This window comes from Bacillus cereus, assembly GCF_007678085.1.
GTDB classification, from domain to species: domain Bacteria; phylum Bacillota; class Bacilli; order Bacillales; family Bacillaceae_G; genus Bacillus_A; species Bacillus_A cereus_BE.
This window is the reverse complement of sequence record NZ_VEDW01000004.1, coordinates 521,155-537,607: the sequence shown is the minus strand read 5'-3', so window position 1 is coordinate 537,607 and position 16,453 is coordinate 521,155. Positions and strand designations below refer to the sequence as shown.

The window sequence follows — 16,453 nt, the reverse complement described above, 5'->3', positions numbered from 1 at the left end:
GACCGGAAAGGGTGGCTTCTTTCTTGCACCCTAGTCTCACATGACTAGGGTATTTTTATACAAAGGTTGTTATAAAAATACAAAAGTGGTAACATAAAAATCAGAAAGATGAGGGATGACGATGAGCCATTTGTTAACGATGAGTGAATTATCGGAAGTAGAAATTTCAGAAATCCTAAAAGATGCAGAAGATTTCGCGAATGGAAAAGAGAGCAAAACGACAGAGCAAACTTTTGTTGCGAACTTGTTCTTTGAGAATAGTACGAGAACGAGATTTAGCTTTGAAGTTGCTGAGAAGAGATTAGGACTTGAAGTTTTAAACTTTTCAGCTGATGCATCTAGCGTACAAAAAGGAGAAACTTTATACGATACGATAAGAACACTAGAATCAATCGGAACAAAAGCGGTAATCGTCCGCCATGAGAAAGATCGCTACTTTGATGAACTAAAAGATCAGGTAAATATCCCAATCTTAAACGCTGGAGATGGTTGTGGAAATCACCCAACGCAGTGCCTACTCGATCTTCTTACAATTAAACAAGAGTTTGGAAGATTTGAAGGGTTAAAGATTGCGATAGTAGGAGATGTTCGTCATAGCCGAGTAGCGCGTTCTAATGCAGAAGCATTAACGAAACTGGGTGCAACAATTTACTTTGCAAGTCCAGAAGAGTGGAAAGATGAAGACAACACATTTGGAACATACAAACCATTAGATGAACTTGTTCCTGAAGTGGATGTAATGATGTTACTTCGTGTACAACATGAGCGTCATGATCATTATGAAACAGACATTATGAAAGAGTATCATGAGAAGCACGGATTAACAGTGGAAAGAGAAAAGCGTATGAAAGAAGGAAGCATTATTATGCATCCAGCTCCTGTAAACCGTGATGTTGAAATTGCAGGTGAACTTGTTGAGTGTGAGCGTTCACGCATATTTAAACAAATGGAAAATGGAGTTTACGTAAGAATGGCTGTACTAAAACGCGCCTTACCAAATGTATTAGGAGGAATGAAACATGAATTACTTGTTTAAAAATGGTCGTTATATGAATGAAGAAGGAAAAATCGTAGCAACAGATCTTCTCGTACAAGACGGTAAAATCGCTAAGGTAGCAGAAAATATTACGGCAGATAATGCTGAAGTAATCGATGTGAACGGAAAGTTAATCGCACCTGGATTAGTAGATGTACACGTACATCTTCGTGAACCAGGTGGTGAACATAAAGAAACAATTGAAACAGGTACGCTAGCAGCAGCAAAAGGTGGATTCACTACAATTTGTGCAATGCCAAATACACGCCCAGTACCAGATTGCAGAGAACATATGGAAGACTTGCAAAATCGTATTAAAGAAAAAGCTCATGTCAATGTACTACCATACGGAGCAATTACAGTACGCCAAGCAGGTTCTGAAATGACAGATTTCGAAACATTAAAAGAACTTGGAGCATTTGCTTTCACTGATGACGGTGTAGGCGTACAAGATGCTAGCATGATGTTAGCTGCTATGAAGCGTGCAGCGAAATTAAACATGGCAGTAGTTGCGCACTGTGAAGAGAATACTCTTATTAATAAAGGTTGTGTACATGAAGGGAAGTTTTCTGAGAAACACGGATTAAATGGTATCCCATCAGTATGTGAATCTGTACATATTGCAAGGGATATACTGCTTGCTGAAGCGGCAGATTGTCACTATCACGTATGTCACGTAAGTACGAAAGGATCTGTACGCGTAATTCGTGATGCAAAGCGCGCTGGAATTAAAGTAACAGCAGAGGTAACACCTCATCACCTAGTGTTATGTGAAGATGATATCCCATCAGCTGATCCTAACTTTAAAATGAACCCACCGCTTCGTGGAAAAGAAGATCATGCAGCACTAATTGAAGGATTACTAGATGGAACGATCGATATGATCGCAACTGACCATGCACCGCATACAGCGGAAGAGAAAGCACAAGGAATTGAAAGAGCACCATTCGGAATTACTGGTTTTGAAACAGCATTCCCGCTGCTATACACAAACCTTGTGAAAAAAGGAATTATTACATTAGAGCAGTTAATTCAATTCTTAACAGAAAAGCCAGCTGATACATTCGGCTTAGAAGCAGGTCGCCTGAAAGAAGGTAGAACAGCTGATATTACAATCATTGATTTAGAACAAGAAGAAGAGATTGACCCAACAACATTCTTATCAAAAGGAAAAAATACACCATTCGCAGGTTGGAAATGCCAAGGATGGCCGGTAATGACAATCGTTGGTGGTAAGATCGCATGGCAAAAGGAGAGTGCATTAGTATGAAAAGACAACTTATCTTAGAAGATGGAACAGTATTAATTGGAAAAGGTTTCGGAGGAGAAATTGAAAAGTCAGGTGAGGTTGTATTCACAACAGGAATGACTGGATATCAAGAAACATTATCTGATCCATCATATTGCGGTCAAATCGTAACATTCACGTACCCATTAATCGGAAACTACGGCATCAACCGTGACGATTTTGAATCGATTCACCCTTCTGTAAATGGTTTAATCGTAAACGAAATTTGTGATCACCCATCAAACTTCCGTAATGAAATTTCGTTAAATGATTACTTAAAAGAAAGAAATATCCCAGGCTTAGCAGGGATTGATACGAGAAAATTAACGAGAAAAATTCGTCAATACGGTACATTACGCGGCCGCCTTTGTAACATGGATGCAGATGTAGAATACATCGTGAGCCAATTGAAAGCGACAGTATTTACAGATCACGTGAAACGCGTATCAACGAAAGATCCATACCCAAGCCCAGGCCGTGGACACCGCGTTGTACTTGTAGACTTCGGAATGAAGCATGGTATTTTAAGAGAATTAAATAAGCGTGACTGTGATGTAATTGTAGTTCCTTACAATACAACAGCAGAAGAGATTTTACGCCTTAGCCCAGATGGAATTATGTTAAGTAACGGACCTGGGGATCCAAAAGATGTACCAGAAGCAATTGAAATGTTAAAAGACATTATCGGTAAAGTTCCTTTATTCGGAATTTGCCTAGGACATCAATTGTTCGCTCTAGCATCTGGTGCCAATACAAGTAAGTTAAAATTCGGTCACCGTGGTTTAAATCATCCAGTAAAACATCTTGCAACTGGAAAAGTAGCAATTACATCTCAAAACCATGGTTACGCAGTAGAAGAAGAATCAGTTAAAAATACAGAACTTGAAATTACACATGTCGCTTTAAATGATGGAACAGTAGAAGGTCTTCGTCATACGAAGTTCCCAGCATTTACAGTACAATATCATCCAGAAGCTTCAGCAGGACCAGAAGATGCAAATGATTTATTCGAAGATTTCTTAGCAATGATTGAAAACTTCAAGAAAGAAGGGGAAGAGTTATGCCAAAACGCCTAGACATTAACACAATTTTAGTAATCGGATCAGGACCAATTGTAATTGGGCAAGCAGCGGAGTTTGACTACTCTGGTACACAAGCTTGTCAATCTCTTAGAGAAGAAGGTTACAAAGTAATCCTTGTTAACTCTAACCCGGCAACAATTATGACAGATACTGCAACAGCAGATAAAGTATATATTGAACCATTAACACTTGAATTCGTAAGCCGTATCATTCGTAAAGAACGTCCAGATGCAATCTTACCAACATTAGGTGGTCAAACAGGTTTAAACATGGCTGTTGAACTTGCGAAATCAGGCATACTTGAAGAGTGTGGAGTTGAAATTTTAGGAACAAAATTATCAGCAATTGAGCAAGCAGAAGATCGTGATTTATTCCGTACATTAATGCAGGAATTAAATGAACCAATTCCATCTAGTACCATTATTCATACGCTAGAAGAAGCACATGAATTTGTAAAAGAAATTGGTTATCCAGTTATTGTTCGCCCAGCATTTACAATGGGTGGAACAGGTGGCGGAATCTGTAGTAATGAAGAAGAACTAATTGAAATCGTATCAGGTGGTTTAAAACATAGTCCAGTGACACAATGTTTATTAGAGAAAAGTATTGCTGGTTGTAAAGAAATTGAATATGAAGTAATGCGTGATTCAAATGATAACGCGATTGTAGTATGTAATATGGAAAATATTGATCCAGTTGGGGTTCACACAGGTGATTCTATCGTTGTAGCACCGAGCCAAACATTAAGTGATCGTGAATATCAAATGTTACGAAACACTTCATTACGAATTATTCGTGCATTAGGAATTGAAGGTGGATGTAACGTTCAGCTTGCACTTGATCCACATAGCTTCCAATACTATGTAATCGAAGTAAACCCACGTGTAAGTCGTTCATCTGCACTAGCATCTAAAGCAACTGGATATCCAATTGCAAAGCTAGCGGCAAAAATTGCAGTCGGTTTAACATTAGATGAAATTATAAACCCAGTAACACAAAAAACATACGCTTGCTTCGAGCCAGCATTAGACTATGTTGTTTCAAAAATTCCGCGCTGGCCATTTGATAAGTTTGAATCAGCAAACAGAACACTTGGTACGCAAATGAAGGCAACTGGTGAAGTTATGTCAATCGGACGTAACTTAGAGCAATCATTATTAAAAGCTGTTCGTTCTTTAGAACTTGGCATTTATCACTTAGAATTAGAGCATTTAAAAGAACTTGATAAAGAAACAATGAAAAAACGCATTATAAAAGCTGATGATGAGCGACTGTTTATTGTAGCAGAAGCAATTCGTCAAGGTGTAACGAAAGAAGAAATTAACGAATGGTGTGAAATGGACTTCTTCTTCTTACAAAAAGTTGAAAACATCGTAAATATGGAACGTGAAGTAAAAGCGAATGTAGGAAATATGGAAGTACTACAAACTGCGAAAGAAATGGGCTTCAGCGATCACTACGTTGCAGCAGCTTGGAATAAAACAGAGCGTGAAATTTACGATATGCGTAAAGAAAGCAATATAACTCCTGTTTATAAAATGGTAGATACTTGTGCGGCAGAGTTTGAATCTGCAACACCATACTACTACAGCACATATGGTGACGAGAATGAATCGGTTAGAACAGATCGTAAGAGTGTAGTAGTTCTAGGATCTGGTCCAATCCGTATCGGTCAAGGTGTTGAGTTTGACTATGCAACAGTTCACTCAGTATGGGCAATTAAAGAAGCTGGATATGAGGCAATCATTGTTAATAACAACCCAGAAACAGTTTCAACAGACTTCAGTATTTCTGACAAATTATACTTTGAACCATTAACGATTGAAGATGTAATGCACATTATCGATTTAGAAAAACCAGAAGGTGTTATCGTTCAGTTCGGTGGACAAACGGCAATTAACTTAGCTGCTAAATTAGAGGCTCACGGTGTGAAAATCTTAGGAACATCACTTGAAGATTTAGACCGTGCAGAAGATCGTGATAAGTTTGAAGCAGCTCTAACACAGCTTGGTATCCCGCAACCAGTTGGTAAAACAGCAACGACTGTAGAGCAAGCGGTAGCAATCGCTGACAAAATTGGTTACCCAGTATTAGTAAGACCATCTTACGTACTAGGTGGACGCGCGATGGAAATCGTATATCGTCAAGAAGAACTGCTGCACTACATGAAAAATGCAGTTAAAGTTCACGCGGATCACCCAGTATTAATTGACCGTTACATGGTTGGTAAAGAAATTGAAGTAGATGCAATTTCAGACGGTGAGAATGTATTCATTCCAGGTATTATGGAACATATTGAACGCGCTGGAGTTCACTCTGGTGACTCAATTGGAGTATATCCACCACAAAGCTTATCTGACAAATTAAAAGAACAAATTATTGAACATACAATTGCACTTGGAAAAGGATTAAACATTGTTGGATTACTAAATATCCAGTTTGTAGTATTCGAAGATCAAGTGTATGTAATTGAAGTAAATCCACGTGCGAGCCGTACAGTACCATTCTTAAGTAAAATTACGGGTGTACCAATGGCGAACGTTGCAACGAAAGTTATTTTAGGGCAAAACCTAGTAGAGCAAGGATACGGAACTGGTTATCACCCAGAAGAGAAAGAAGTATATGTAAAAGCTCCGGTATTCTCATTCGCGAAACTACGCTCAGTTGATACAACATTAGGACCTGAAATGAAATCAACAGGTGAAGTAATGGGTAAAGACTTAACGCTTGAAAAAGCATTATACAAAGGGTTGGTAGCTTCTGGGATTAACATCCCAACGCACGGATCAGTAATCATTACCGTAGCGGATAAAGATAAAGAAGAGGCGCTGGAAATTGCAAAACGTTTCCACGAAATCGGTTATAACTTATTAGCAACAGCTGGAACAGCACAATCGTTAGCAGAGCAAAATATCCCAGTACAAGTTGTAAACAAAATTGATTCTGAAGACTACAACTTACTAGATATTATCCGTCAAGGAAAAGCACAGTTTGTAATCAATACATTAACAAAAGGCAAACAACCAGCGCGTGATGGTTTCCGCATTCGCCGTGAATCAGTAGAAAATGGTGTGGCTTGCTTAACATCACTTGATACAACGAGAGCAATCTTACGAGTATTAGAATCTATGACATTCTCAGCTCATTCAATGAAAGAAATTACGCAAACAAAGCGTCACGAGGTGGTACATGCATGATGCAAAAGCAAAATATGATCGTCGTTAATCAAAAAGAAATCGCAAAAAACATTTACGAATTAGTGCTTCAAGGAACTTTAGTAAAGCAAATGAACGAACCAGGGCAGTTTGTACACATTAAGGTAGCAGAGGGCATTGCGCCCCTTCTGCGCCGCCCAATTAGTATTTGTAATGTAGATCAAGAGAAGAACGAATTTACAATGCTATATCGTGCGGAAGGACAAGGGACAAAAACATTAGCAACTAGAAAACAAGGTGAAATGGTAGACGTACTAGGACCACTAGGACACGGCTTTCCTGTAGAAGAAGCAGAAGCTGGTCAAACAGCTTTACTAGTAGGCGGGGGAATTGGTGTACCACCACTTTATGAATTATCACAGCGTCTCGTTGCAAAAGGTGTACGCGTAATTCACATCTTAGGTTTTCAAACGAAAGATGTAGTTTTCTACGAAGAGAAATTTGCAGAACTTGGTGATACGTACGTTGCGACAGTAGACGGTACACACGGTACAAAAGGATTTGTCACAGATGTAATTGATAATTACGGAATTGACTTTGACATTCTTTATTCATGTGGTCCGCTAGCGATGCTTCGTGCATTAGAAGGACGTTACAAAGAGAAAAAAGCCTATATTTCATTAGAAGAACGTATGGGCTGTGGTATTGGAGCTTGTTTCGCATGTGTATGCCATTTACAAGAAGATCCAAGTGGACATTCTTACAAGAAGGTGTGTAGCGACGGACCAGTATTTCCAATCGGGGAGGTTGTACTATGAACAGATTGCAAGTTGAATTACCGGGATTATCATTAAAAAATCCAATTATACCGGCATCTGGATGCTTTGGATTTGGTCGTGAATATGCACAGTTTTACGATTTAAGTGTACTAGGATCAATCATGATTAAAGCGACGACAGAACAACCACGTTATGGAAATCCAACGCCTCGTGTTGCTGAAACACCGGGCGGCATGTTAAATGCAATTGGACTTCAAAACCCAGGGTTAGAAAAAGTAATGAATTCTGAATTACCATGGTTAGAACAATTTGACCTTCCAATCATTGCGAATGTTGCAGGCTCACAAGCTGAGGATTACGTAGCGGTTGCAAAGGAAATTTCTAAAGCGCCTAATGTCCACGCACTAGAATTAAATATTTCTTGTCCGAACGTAAAAACAGGTGGTATCGCCTTTGGTACAAATCCTGAAATTGCTGCTGATTTAACGAAGCGAGTAAAAGAGGTTTCTGAAGTACCTGTATACGTGAAGTTGTCACCGAACGTGGCAAACATTGTGGAAATTGCAAAAGCGATTGAAAATGCAGGTGCAGATGGTTTAACGATGATTAATACATTGCTTGGTATGCGTCTAGATTTAAAAACAGCTAAACCAATTTTAGCAAACCGTACAGGTGGATTATCAGGTCCTGCGATTAAGCCAGTAGCGATTCGTATGGTACATGAAGTAAGCCAAGCGGTTAACATTCCAATTATCGGAATGGGTGGTATTGAAACAGCGGAAGATGTAATTGAATTCTTCTATGCTGGCGCAAGCGCAGTTGCAGTAGGTACAGCGAACTTTATCGATCCGTTCGTATGTCCGACAATTATTGAAGAGTTACCAGCATTACTAGATGAATTAGGATTTGATCACATTTCGGAATGTCAAGGAAGGAGCTGGAAGCAAACATGTCACAGTCGTTAATCGTTGCATTAGATTTTCCAGGGAAACAAGATGTAGAACAATTCTTGCGCCACTTTGAAGGGGAAGAGTTATTTGTCAAAGTAGGTATGGAGTTATTCTACAAAGAAGGCCCTGCGATTATTACGTACTTAAAAGAAAAAGGACATAAAATCTTTCTAGATTTAAAACTTCATGATATTCCGAATACAGTAAAAAGCGCTATGCGTAGCCTAGCTAGTCTAGATGTTGATATGGTAAATGTTCATGCTGCTGGGGGAAGCAGTATGATGAAAGCTGCGATTGAGGGATTAGAGGAAGGTAAGCAAGAAGGAAAAGAGAGACCGATTTGCATTGCAGTTACACAACTAACAAGCACTTCGGAAGCTATGATGAAAAAAGAGATCGGCATTGAGAAAACGTTAGAAGAAGCGGTTGCTCATTATGCAAAACTAACGAAAGAAAGTGGACTTGATGGCGTTGTTTGTTCAACACTTGAAGTTCCAAAATTACGTGAAGTATGCGGAAATGAATTTGTAACAGTAACACCGGGGATTCGTCTTGCAAGCGATGATGTAAATGACCAGGTGCGCGTAGCAACACCGAAACGTGCGAGGGAACTTGGCTCAAGCTACATTGTAGTTGGACGTAGTATTACAAAAGCAGAAAATCCGCTTGAAGCGTATAAAACAGTAAAACAACAGTGGGAAGGTGTAACAGTATGAAAAAAGAAATCGCATCGCATTTATTAGAAATTGGAGCAGTATTTTTACAACCGAATGATCCATTCACTTGGTCTTCAGGTATGAAATCACCAATTTATTGTGATAACCGTTTAACTTTATCTTATCCAAAAGTACGTCAAGCAATTGCAGCTGGATTAGAAGAGTTAATTAAAGAGCACTTCCCAACTGTAGAAGTTATTGCAGGAACAGCAACTGCTGGTATTGCGCACGCTGCATGGGTAAGCGATCGTATGGATTTACCAATGTGCTACGTACGTAGTAAAGCAAAAGGTCACGGTAAAGGGAACCAAATCGAAGGGAAAGCTGAAAGAGGTCAAAAAGTAGTAGTAGTAGAAGACTTGATTTCAACTGGCGGTAGTGCAATTACATGTGTAGAAGCACTTCGCGAAGCTGGCTGTGAAGTATTAGGAATCGTATCAATCTTCACATACGAGCTTGAAGCAGGGAAAACAAAGCTAGAATCAGCTAACGTAGCATCATATTCTTTAAGTGATTACAGTGCATTAACTGAAGTTGCAGCAGAAAAAGGTATGATCGGACAAGCTGAAACGAAAAAATTACAAGAGTGGCGTAAAAATCCAGCTAACGAAGCTTGGATCACAGCGTAACACGAAAAAAACGACCGCGGGGGAACGCGGTCGTTTTTTATATTATTGTTAAAGCTTTATGTAAAGAACAGATTGTAGGAACATCACAATGGAGTTGCAAGTTATCCCGATCTAACCATATCCCATGCATTCCAGCTGCTGTACTACTAATTGCATCTGTTTCTAATCGATCGCCAATATAATAGCACTCTTTCATTTCGAGATTCAATTGTAATGCAGTTCTTTGAAAAATTTCAGGGTTTGGTTTCGATATACCAAGTTCACTAGAAGTAAATATGCATTAGAAATATTGTAGAATGTTTAGAGCAATTAATTTTTCGACTTGTTGTTTATAGTCACCATTACTAATGATACCTAATGAGTGCCCTTTTTGCTGCAAGGTTTGTAATGTAAAGTATACATCTTCAAATGCGGTCCAGTTGTTCTTATATAGTTCTATATATTGATTGAATCTGTGTTGAGATTCCTCGAGTGATAAGTTTACTCCATATGTTTTAAATAAATGGTGCATTCGCATCCTTTGTTGTTCTGGAAAAGATAATTCCTTGGATAAAAATTTGTTGAAATATACTTCTGATAATTCATGCCAGACTTCCATTGCCTCTAATTCATTGCCTGAAAAAATAGTATTATATATTTGAAAAAAATCTATAATACCATTTTTTTCAGCAGTGTCGTAATCAAGTAAAGTTCCATCAATATCAAAGAAAATCATATAATAATCTCCTTGCTAACAACTATTTAGCGTTTTCCGCAACCTCATATCCTCTCACAAACAATAGCGTCATATAAGAAACAATAAATGAGAAGATGCTGTACATGCCAACCCAAAAGAAAAATTTTGGAGTAAAGGCGATAACACCTATTATTAAAAAACTAGCAAACGTTACAATCGGCATTACGTAATACGTTTTCGTCTTGCGTGTTCCAATAACAGAAACGATAAAGATAAGTAATGGACAAATTAATAAGACGAAAATCAATTCATTCATAGTTATGTCCCCTTTTCGAATGGAAGTAATCTGTTTCTCGTAAACGTTTTGAAATAAATACTCTCCTAATATAACTTCGCTAACATATACATAATCCCTTTTAAAAGCCCGTAATAAATCATTGATTTCACAATACAAAAGTAAGCAAAAGAACACTTGCTTACTTTATAGAATAAACATCGCGACGATCGTGGTGACAATTAAGCCAATCACAACGGGTAAAAAGTTTCGGCGTGCGAGTTCAAATGGATCCACTTTACAAATGGCAGCGGCAGGAATAAGGGCCCAAGGAATTAAAGTCCCGCCTCCGGTCCAGATTGCGGCAATTTGCCCGAGTGCTGTTAATGTAGCTGTTCCATGCCCAAGTGCTGTTCCGAAAAGATTGGCAATTGAACCAGCAAGTGATATACCAGAAAAGCCAGATCCATCTAATCCTGTTATGACACCAACGATAGTTAATGTTCCCGCTGATACATATTGGTTTAAAGGAACTGTTTGAGACAAAGCGATTCCTAAGTCGTTAATGATTCCGTGTGAACCTTTCGGTAAATAGTTTCCGATAATTTTCACAAAACCGCTATCTCCTAAATAAAAGAGTGCAGCAATTGGAATAACTGGACCAAAGATTTTAAATCCAAACTGGAGCCCTTCTATAAAATAATCGGTCGTTTTATTTAGTCCAGCTCCTTTGTAAGCGATGAGAGAAATGATGATAATCATAATAACAGTGGTCCCGCCGATAAGTGCGGTTGCATCGCTTCCTTGTAGTTTAAATTGAATCATGCAAAGGATATCGATGGCATATATGATCGGAATACAAATAGCGAGCCATTTTTTTGTCCGAGGAGATAATGAAGTGAGTGTTTTAGAAGACTCGGTGGATGGAATAGCTTCTTGTATAGATAATCCTGTATGAAATTCTTTTCGTAAGAAGAAAAATGCGACGGAAGTTGTTACAATGCCCATAACAATTACGAGAGGAACACTGGCAGAAACAAGGCTAGAAACAGGAAGACCAGCAGCATCCGCTGTTAATTTTGGTGCACCTTGAATAACGAAATCACCAGATAAGGCGATGCCGTGTCCGAATAAGTTCATAGCAATGGCAACTCCAATTGGCGGAAGACCGACGCGTACAGCGACGGGTAATAAAATAGCTCCCATTAAAGCGACAGCTGGGGAAGGCCAAAAGAAGAAAGAAATTGTCATCATCAAAAGGCCGATAATCCAGTAGGCGAGGGTAGGGGTACGAATCATCTTTGTAAATGGTGAAATCATTGTATCATTTATGCCGGTATGAACGAGTAGATTACTCATTGATACGATAATAGAGATGATTAATATAGTTGGTAAAAGTTCAGTAATAGCGTAAATGAAACTTTGAAAAATACCGCTAACGGCAAGAGGGATAGAACTTGTAGCGGTTAATGCTAATAAAAAGATAAAAACGATACAAATAATCGTCGTATCTTTCCGGAGAATAAAAAAAGTAATAATAGTGAGTAAACAAAGAATATAGAGAGCATGCAATAGCGTTAATTCAACTCCCATAACATTCACATCCTTTTAGGCGTTCGTGTAGTCTATTGTATGAAAGCAGTGAAAGTATGTGAGTATAGGAAAAAGAAAAAAGTGAAATTTCATGTACTGTAATGGTAAGGAATAGAAATGGATGTTACAATACAATTAATCCTAAAAATGGAATTCAAGGAGGACTTATGCGCAAAAAAATTGGATTTTGGGGATTCATCCTTTCTTGTAGTCTATTAATCATTTTAAATATGTTTACAAACAATGAATGGATCAGTATCATACCTGTTTTCGGGTTTGTATTTGTACTGTTATATAATTGGGATGATATGAAACAATATAGCAAGAAAAGTATCGGAATTATGATAGGAATCATTGTTGTTTGCTCATTTTTCGTAGGTTTTCTTTTAATAGAAGGGCAGAAACAAATGGAGAAAATGTCTATTTTTCAACAATGGATGTCGTCTGCAAAAGCTCTTTATATTGTAATTGTAGTAATTATTTTTCTAAGAATTGTTATAAGCATAGCAAGTTACATATTAAAGGGAAAGTAGAATTGGGGAGTATGAATGAGAGAGAAAATAGGGTATTATGGTGTGCTCGTTTGTTTACTATTATCAGTTATTTCAGGGCAATTTCTTAAAAGTGAATGGATACCGATTATATTATGTATAGGAGTATTGATTTTTGCACCTATGTATCGCTGGAATGAATGGAAGGCATATAGCCGAAAAAAGAAAATTGTTTTCAGTATCGAGTTTGTCATTATAATTAGCACGATTCCATTTTTGTTATTGAAAGGAAATGAGATAATAGATGGAATTGCAACGTTTCAAGGGTGGTTGTTTATTGCGAAATTGATATATTTAATATGCATTTTAACGTTGATAGCGGTAGTCACTAAAAAAGTAAACGAAAAGTTATTCGTTAATGAATAAAAGGAAATGCCACCCTATATGGTGGCATTTTCTTACTTTACTGAATGAGCTTTTTGCATCTTTTTAATTAAACGAATTTGTCCGCGATGGTTGATCTCATCTTCAAATACGTGAAACCACTTAAAGTAGTTATTTGCTGGTTTGTCATACCAAAAGTCTGTCGTTTTAAATAACCATTCATTAGGTAACGATTGAAAAGTCTCGATCGTTTTGGAACGTACTTCTTGTAATGTGTTTATGTAAAATTCTATAGAGTTTCCTTTTATTTTCTCGCGGCCAAGAGATCCTAACTCAATAGCAGGTAACCACTGTTCTAATTCAGCTTCGGTTGGTTCACGGTCTTCAAAAGTATGAATCTGGTAGTAAAATTCAATAGCAGACATATGGTACAGAAGCATGCCAATTGAGTTTGCTTCCTCATCGTATAAATAATCAAGTTCTTCAATTGTTAAACCTTCCACTGCTTGCATTGTTGTATAGCGAGCGTAATTCATCATGGAAACAAGTTTGGAAAATTCAGGCTGTAAACCATCTATCTTGTCGATTACAAAGTTCAATTAAAATTCCCCCTCTTTAAACGATGACTCCAGAGAAAGAATTCTATGTGCAGAGAAAAACTCCTTTTAAAAAAGGTCATGATTTCAACAAGGAATAACAATTAGTTCTCGATTTGATTTTGTAATAACTTCATATCCGTCTTTTGTAATGACGATATCGTCTTCAATTCTACAACCGCCCCAGTTCGGAATGTAAATACCAGGTTCAACTGTAACGACCATACCTTCTTCTAAAGTAGCATTACTTTCTTGAGATAGGCGAAGAGGTTCATGTATTTCTAACCCAAGACCATGACCAGTAGAGTGTCCAAAATATTGACCGTATCCATGTTCTGTAATGTAATCTCTCGTTATATCATCGATACTTTTTGCAGTTTCTCCAGGCTTAATTGCTTCAGTCCCACGTTTTAACGCTTCTCGTACAACATTGTATATCTTTTTGAATTCTTCTGATGGTTCTCCAATTGCTACAGTACGAGTTATATCGGAACAATATCCATCGTAAAGTGCACCGAAATCTAATGTAACGATGTCGCCTCGTTCGATTATTTTATTTGATGCAACTCCATGAGGAAGTGAAGAACGAACACCAGAAGCTACAATGATTTGGAATGAAGAGGATATAGCCCCTTTTTTTCGCATGAAAAATTCTAACTCATCTCTTACATCATTTTCACTTATTCCTGGTTTTAGAAACGTAAGGATGTGGTGAAATGCTTCGTCAGCAATATTAGCTGCGATTTTCATTGTTTCTATTTCAGGCGTGTCTTTAATAATACGAATATTTTCGATGATTTCGCACACTTGAACCATTTCCGCCTGTACGTATTTTTGTAAGTTTTTATATTGTTGCAAAGTCATGTTGTTTTCTTCAATTCCGAGTTTTTGAATGTTTAATTTCGATACTTGATTTGCAATTTCTTTTTCTAAATTGCCTTTATGCATAATGATTTCAGCATCTTTTATTTGTGATTTTGCTTGATCTACATAGCGAAAATCAGTTATAAAAACAGCTTTATCCGCAGAGATTAAGACGACGCCAGCACTACCTGTAAAGCCAGTTGCATATTGACGATTTTCTTTTTTTGTAATCAGTAATCCGTCAATTTCATAGTTTTGTAGTTGATTTTGGATTTTATTAATTTTTAAAGTCATGTTAATTCCCCCTATTCACAGTATTGAATAAAGCAAAGAGCGTGCCAAAAAATATTTTTAGAGAAAAGATAGCAGAAATTGCATGTATTTTAGGTATGAAATTTAGCCCGCTATTTGTGGATAGTGGGCTGCTCGTGAAATATAAATTATTTCAATTATCAGTGGAAGAATGAAAAAATATTGATACAAATTTCGCTTTCTTTACAAGGTGTCAAAAAATTTATACAAATTAGAAATATCACTGTCAATTTTTTTGACAATATGGAAGAAAAGGATAAGAGATTTTTATATATATTTTGAAAGTATGTCCTTTGTTTTAATGTAAAATTAAATATACAAATATACAGCTGTTATTGATATAATAGGTAATTGTTGGATTTCTCTTGAAAATAGGGAAACGTAACGAATATGAAGGAATAAGGATTGTGAGTACATGAAGAAATTAAGTAAAGTAATGTCATTTTGCTTCGCTGCTAGTATGCTAGTTGTAACGGGGTGTGAAAAAGTTGAAAACAAAGTTCAAGTAAATGAAACGATTGAACAGCTTGATGAAGCGCCAGAAGTGACAGAAAAAGAAGCGAAAAAGATTGTAAGAAAGAGTGTAGATGCAATAGCAAATGCATTTAGTGAGATGGAAAAAGAAAATGGATGGAGCCGAAATAATCCTGGAGATTTAGGTACCGCTAAAAAAGGCGTTAAGGGATTAGTTTCAGATAAGTTTGTGGAGGATGCGCTTCCAGGATTGCTTGATACATTTAATAGATCAAGGGAAACTGATATGTTACCATTTCCGATTCATATTGAGCCGGATGTGAGGACAACTTATTCGCAGAAAAATGATGTTTTAAAGATTGAGACGCTTACTCTTGCAAATGATATGGGGAATGAAGCGGAGATGTGGGAATTTATTTTCGTTTATACCGATGGAAAATGGTTAATGGATAGATGGTCATCAAATACGCCAGTAGATTTAAAGTTAACTAAGGAAGAAGCTAAAGAACGTCTTAGAGTACAAGGTTTCAAGAATGTCTCTTTCGTTAGAGAAGAGAATAGTGGAAATAAGAAATATATTTTTAAAGAAAGTAACGGAGTAGTTGCTGTCGACGCCCAAACCTCGGTTATTACTCACAATGTAGATGATGAAGAGCAAGAAAAGGTAACGCAAAAAGATTATATTCAAGAGCAAGAAACGGTTAAGGGGAATGATTCTAGTACGTATACGAGTTCAAAAAAAGAAACTTCGTCAGCAGTAGGTAAAACTAAGGTTTTAAATGAGTTAGCAGCTCTAGAAAACCAAGAAAAACATACAAATGTTATGTCAACAAATGACATAGTAAATGAAATAGAAGGAAATTATCAACTGTGGGATAATAAACTAAATGAAATTTACAGTACATTAAAAAATACGATGTCAGCTAATGCGTTTCAGTCGTTGAAAACGAAACAAATTGCATGGGTTAAAGAAAAGGAAAGTAAGGTTAAAGCCATCGCTATGGATGAAAATAATGGAACGATGAAATATATTGAAGCTGCAGATGAAAAATATAAGATGACAAAAGAAAGATGTTATGAATTAGTGAATGGGTATATGAACTAGTGTGAATGAATATAAAAAATGCGTTGCTTATAAGCAACGCATTTTTTAT

Annotated in this window: 15 protein-coding genes and 1 pseudogene; 11 read left to right on the top strand and 5 right to left on the bottom strand. The window is 37.2% G+C overall.

Annotation, left to right across the window (positions count from 1 at the left end):
• The first annotated feature begins 121 nt into the window (after positions 1-121).
• Genes pyrB through pyrE form a run of 8 tightly spaced genes read left to right on the top strand, consistent with a single transcriptional unit; the run spans position 122 to position 9,635 of the window.
• Positions 122-1,036 carry an aspartate carbamoyltransferase gene (pyrB, locus tag FS742_RS19835; protein WP_144614588.1) on the top strand — a complete coding sequence of 305 codons (915 nt, stop codon included), beginning with the start codon at positions 122-124 and terminating at the stop codon, positions 1,034-1,036.
• Positions 1,020-2,306 carry a dihydroorotase gene (pyrC, locus tag FS742_RS19830; protein WP_001108374.1) on the top strand — a complete coding sequence of 429 codons (1,287 nt, stop codon included), beginning with the start codon at positions 1,020-1,022 and terminating at the stop codon, positions 2,304-2,306. The genes pyrB and pyrC overlap by 17 nt, the downstream gene beginning before the upstream one ends.
• Positions 2,303-3,400, top strand: a complete 1,098-nt coding sequence (locus FS742_RS19825; RefSeq protein WP_000828668.1) for a carbamoyl phosphate synthase small subunit — start codon at positions 2,303-2,305, stop codon at positions 3,398-3,400. Before pyrC ends, FS742_RS19825 begins: the two co-directional genes overlap by 4 nt.
• Positions 3,385-6,603, top strand: a complete 3,219-nt coding sequence (gene carB / locus FS742_RS19820) for a carbamoyl-phosphate synthase large subunit (protein ID WP_144614586.1) — start codon at positions 3,385-3,387, stop codon at positions 6,601-6,603. Before FS742_RS19825 ends, carB begins: the two co-directional genes overlap by 16 nt.
• Positions 6,600-7,379, top strand: a complete 780-nt coding sequence (gene pyrK / locus FS742_RS19815; RefSeq protein WP_144614584.1) for a dihydroorotate oxidase B electron transfer subunit — start codon at positions 6,600-6,602, stop codon at positions 7,377-7,379. Before carB ends, pyrK begins: the two co-directional genes overlap by 4 nt.
• Positions 7,376-8,305 (top strand): dihydroorotate oxidase B catalytic subunit, encoded by a 930-nt coding sequence (gene pyrD / locus FS742_RS19810; RefSeq protein ID WP_001081057.1) that lies wholly within the window; start codon positions 7,376-7,378, stop codon positions 8,303-8,305. The genes pyrK and pyrD overlap by 4 nt, the downstream gene beginning before the upstream one ends.
• Positions 8,290-9,006, top strand: coding sequence for an orotidine-5'-phosphate decarboxylase (gene pyrF, locus FS742_RS19805; RefSeq protein ID WP_000083496.1), 717 nt, complete (start codon positions 8,290-8,292; stop codon positions 9,004-9,006). Before pyrD ends, pyrF begins: the two co-directional genes overlap by 16 nt.
• The gene (gene pyrE, locus FS742_RS19800) at positions 9,003-9,635 is read left to right on the top strand and encodes an orotate phosphoribosyltransferase (protein ID WP_144614582.1); all 633 of its coding nucleotides are present in this window, start codon (positions 9,003-9,005) and stop codon (positions 9,633-9,635) included. The genes pyrF and pyrE overlap by 4 nt, the downstream gene beginning before the upstream one ends.
• A gap of 37 nt (positions 9,636-9,672) precedes the next feature.
• Here the strand turns inward: pyrE and FS742_RS19795 are convergent.
• The 3 genes and pseudogenes from FS742_RS19795 to FS742_RS19785 form a co-directional block, all read right to left on the bottom strand.
• A pseudogene (locus FS742_RS19795) lies at positions 9,673-10,350 on the bottom strand (HAD family hydrolase).
• Between the two features lie 22 nt (positions 10,351-10,372).
• Positions 10,373-10,627 carry a YbeF family protein gene (locus tag FS742_RS19790; protein WP_001003934.1) on the bottom strand — a complete coding sequence of 85 codons (255 nt, stop codon included), beginning with the start codon at positions 10,625-10,627 and terminating at the stop codon, positions 10,373-10,375.
• A 165-nt stretch (positions 10,628-10,792) separates the two neighbouring features.
• A complete protein-coding gene (locus FS742_RS19785) occupies positions 10,793-12,178 on the bottom strand; it encodes a hypothetical protein (RefSeq protein ID WP_144614580.1) in 1,386 nt (461 codons plus the stop codon).
• 101 nt (positions 12,179-12,279) lie between these two features.
• On the opposite strand from FS742_RS19785, the gene FS742_RS19780 reads away from it, so the two are divergent.
• Together FS742_RS19780 and FS742_RS19775 are read left to right on the top strand one after the other, a co-directional pair.
• Positions 12,280-12,711, top strand: a complete 432-nt coding sequence (locus tag FS742_RS19780; protein ID WP_144614578.1) for a YoqO family protein — start codon at positions 12,280-12,282, stop codon at positions 12,709-12,711.
• A 15-nt stretch (positions 12,712-12,726) separates the two neighbouring features.
• A complete protein-coding gene (locus FS742_RS19775) occupies positions 12,727-13,095 on the top strand; it encodes a YoqO family protein (protein WP_144614576.1) in 369 nt (122 codons plus the stop codon).
• A gap of 32 nt (positions 13,096-13,127) precedes the next feature.
• On the opposite strand, the gene FS742_RS19770 is transcribed toward FS742_RS19775, so the two are convergent.
• Together FS742_RS19770 and FS742_RS19765 are read right to left on the bottom strand one after the other, a co-directional pair.
• On the bottom strand, positions 13,128-13,652 hold the full coding sequence (locus FS742_RS19770; RefSeq protein WP_144614574.1) for a DinB family protein: 525 nt from the start codon (positions 13,650-13,652) through the stop codon (positions 13,128-13,130).
• Between the two features lie 84 nt (positions 13,653-13,736).
• The gene (locus FS742_RS19765) at positions 13,737-14,807 is read right to left on the bottom strand and encodes a M24 family metallopeptidase (RefSeq protein ID WP_144614572.1); all 1,071 of its coding nucleotides are present in this window, start codon (positions 14,805-14,807) and stop codon (positions 13,737-13,739) included.
• 433 nt (positions 14,808-15,240) lie between these two features.
• Here FS742_RS19765 and FS742_RS19760 point away from each other — a divergent pair, with 433 nt between their 5' ends.
• The gene (locus tag FS742_RS19760; RefSeq protein WP_144614570.1) at positions 15,241-16,404 is read left to right on the top strand and encodes a lysozyme inhibitor LprI family protein; all 1,164 of its coding nucleotides are present in this window, start codon (positions 15,241-15,243) and stop codon (positions 16,402-16,404) included.
• Positions 16,405-16,453: the final 49 nt, after the last annotated feature.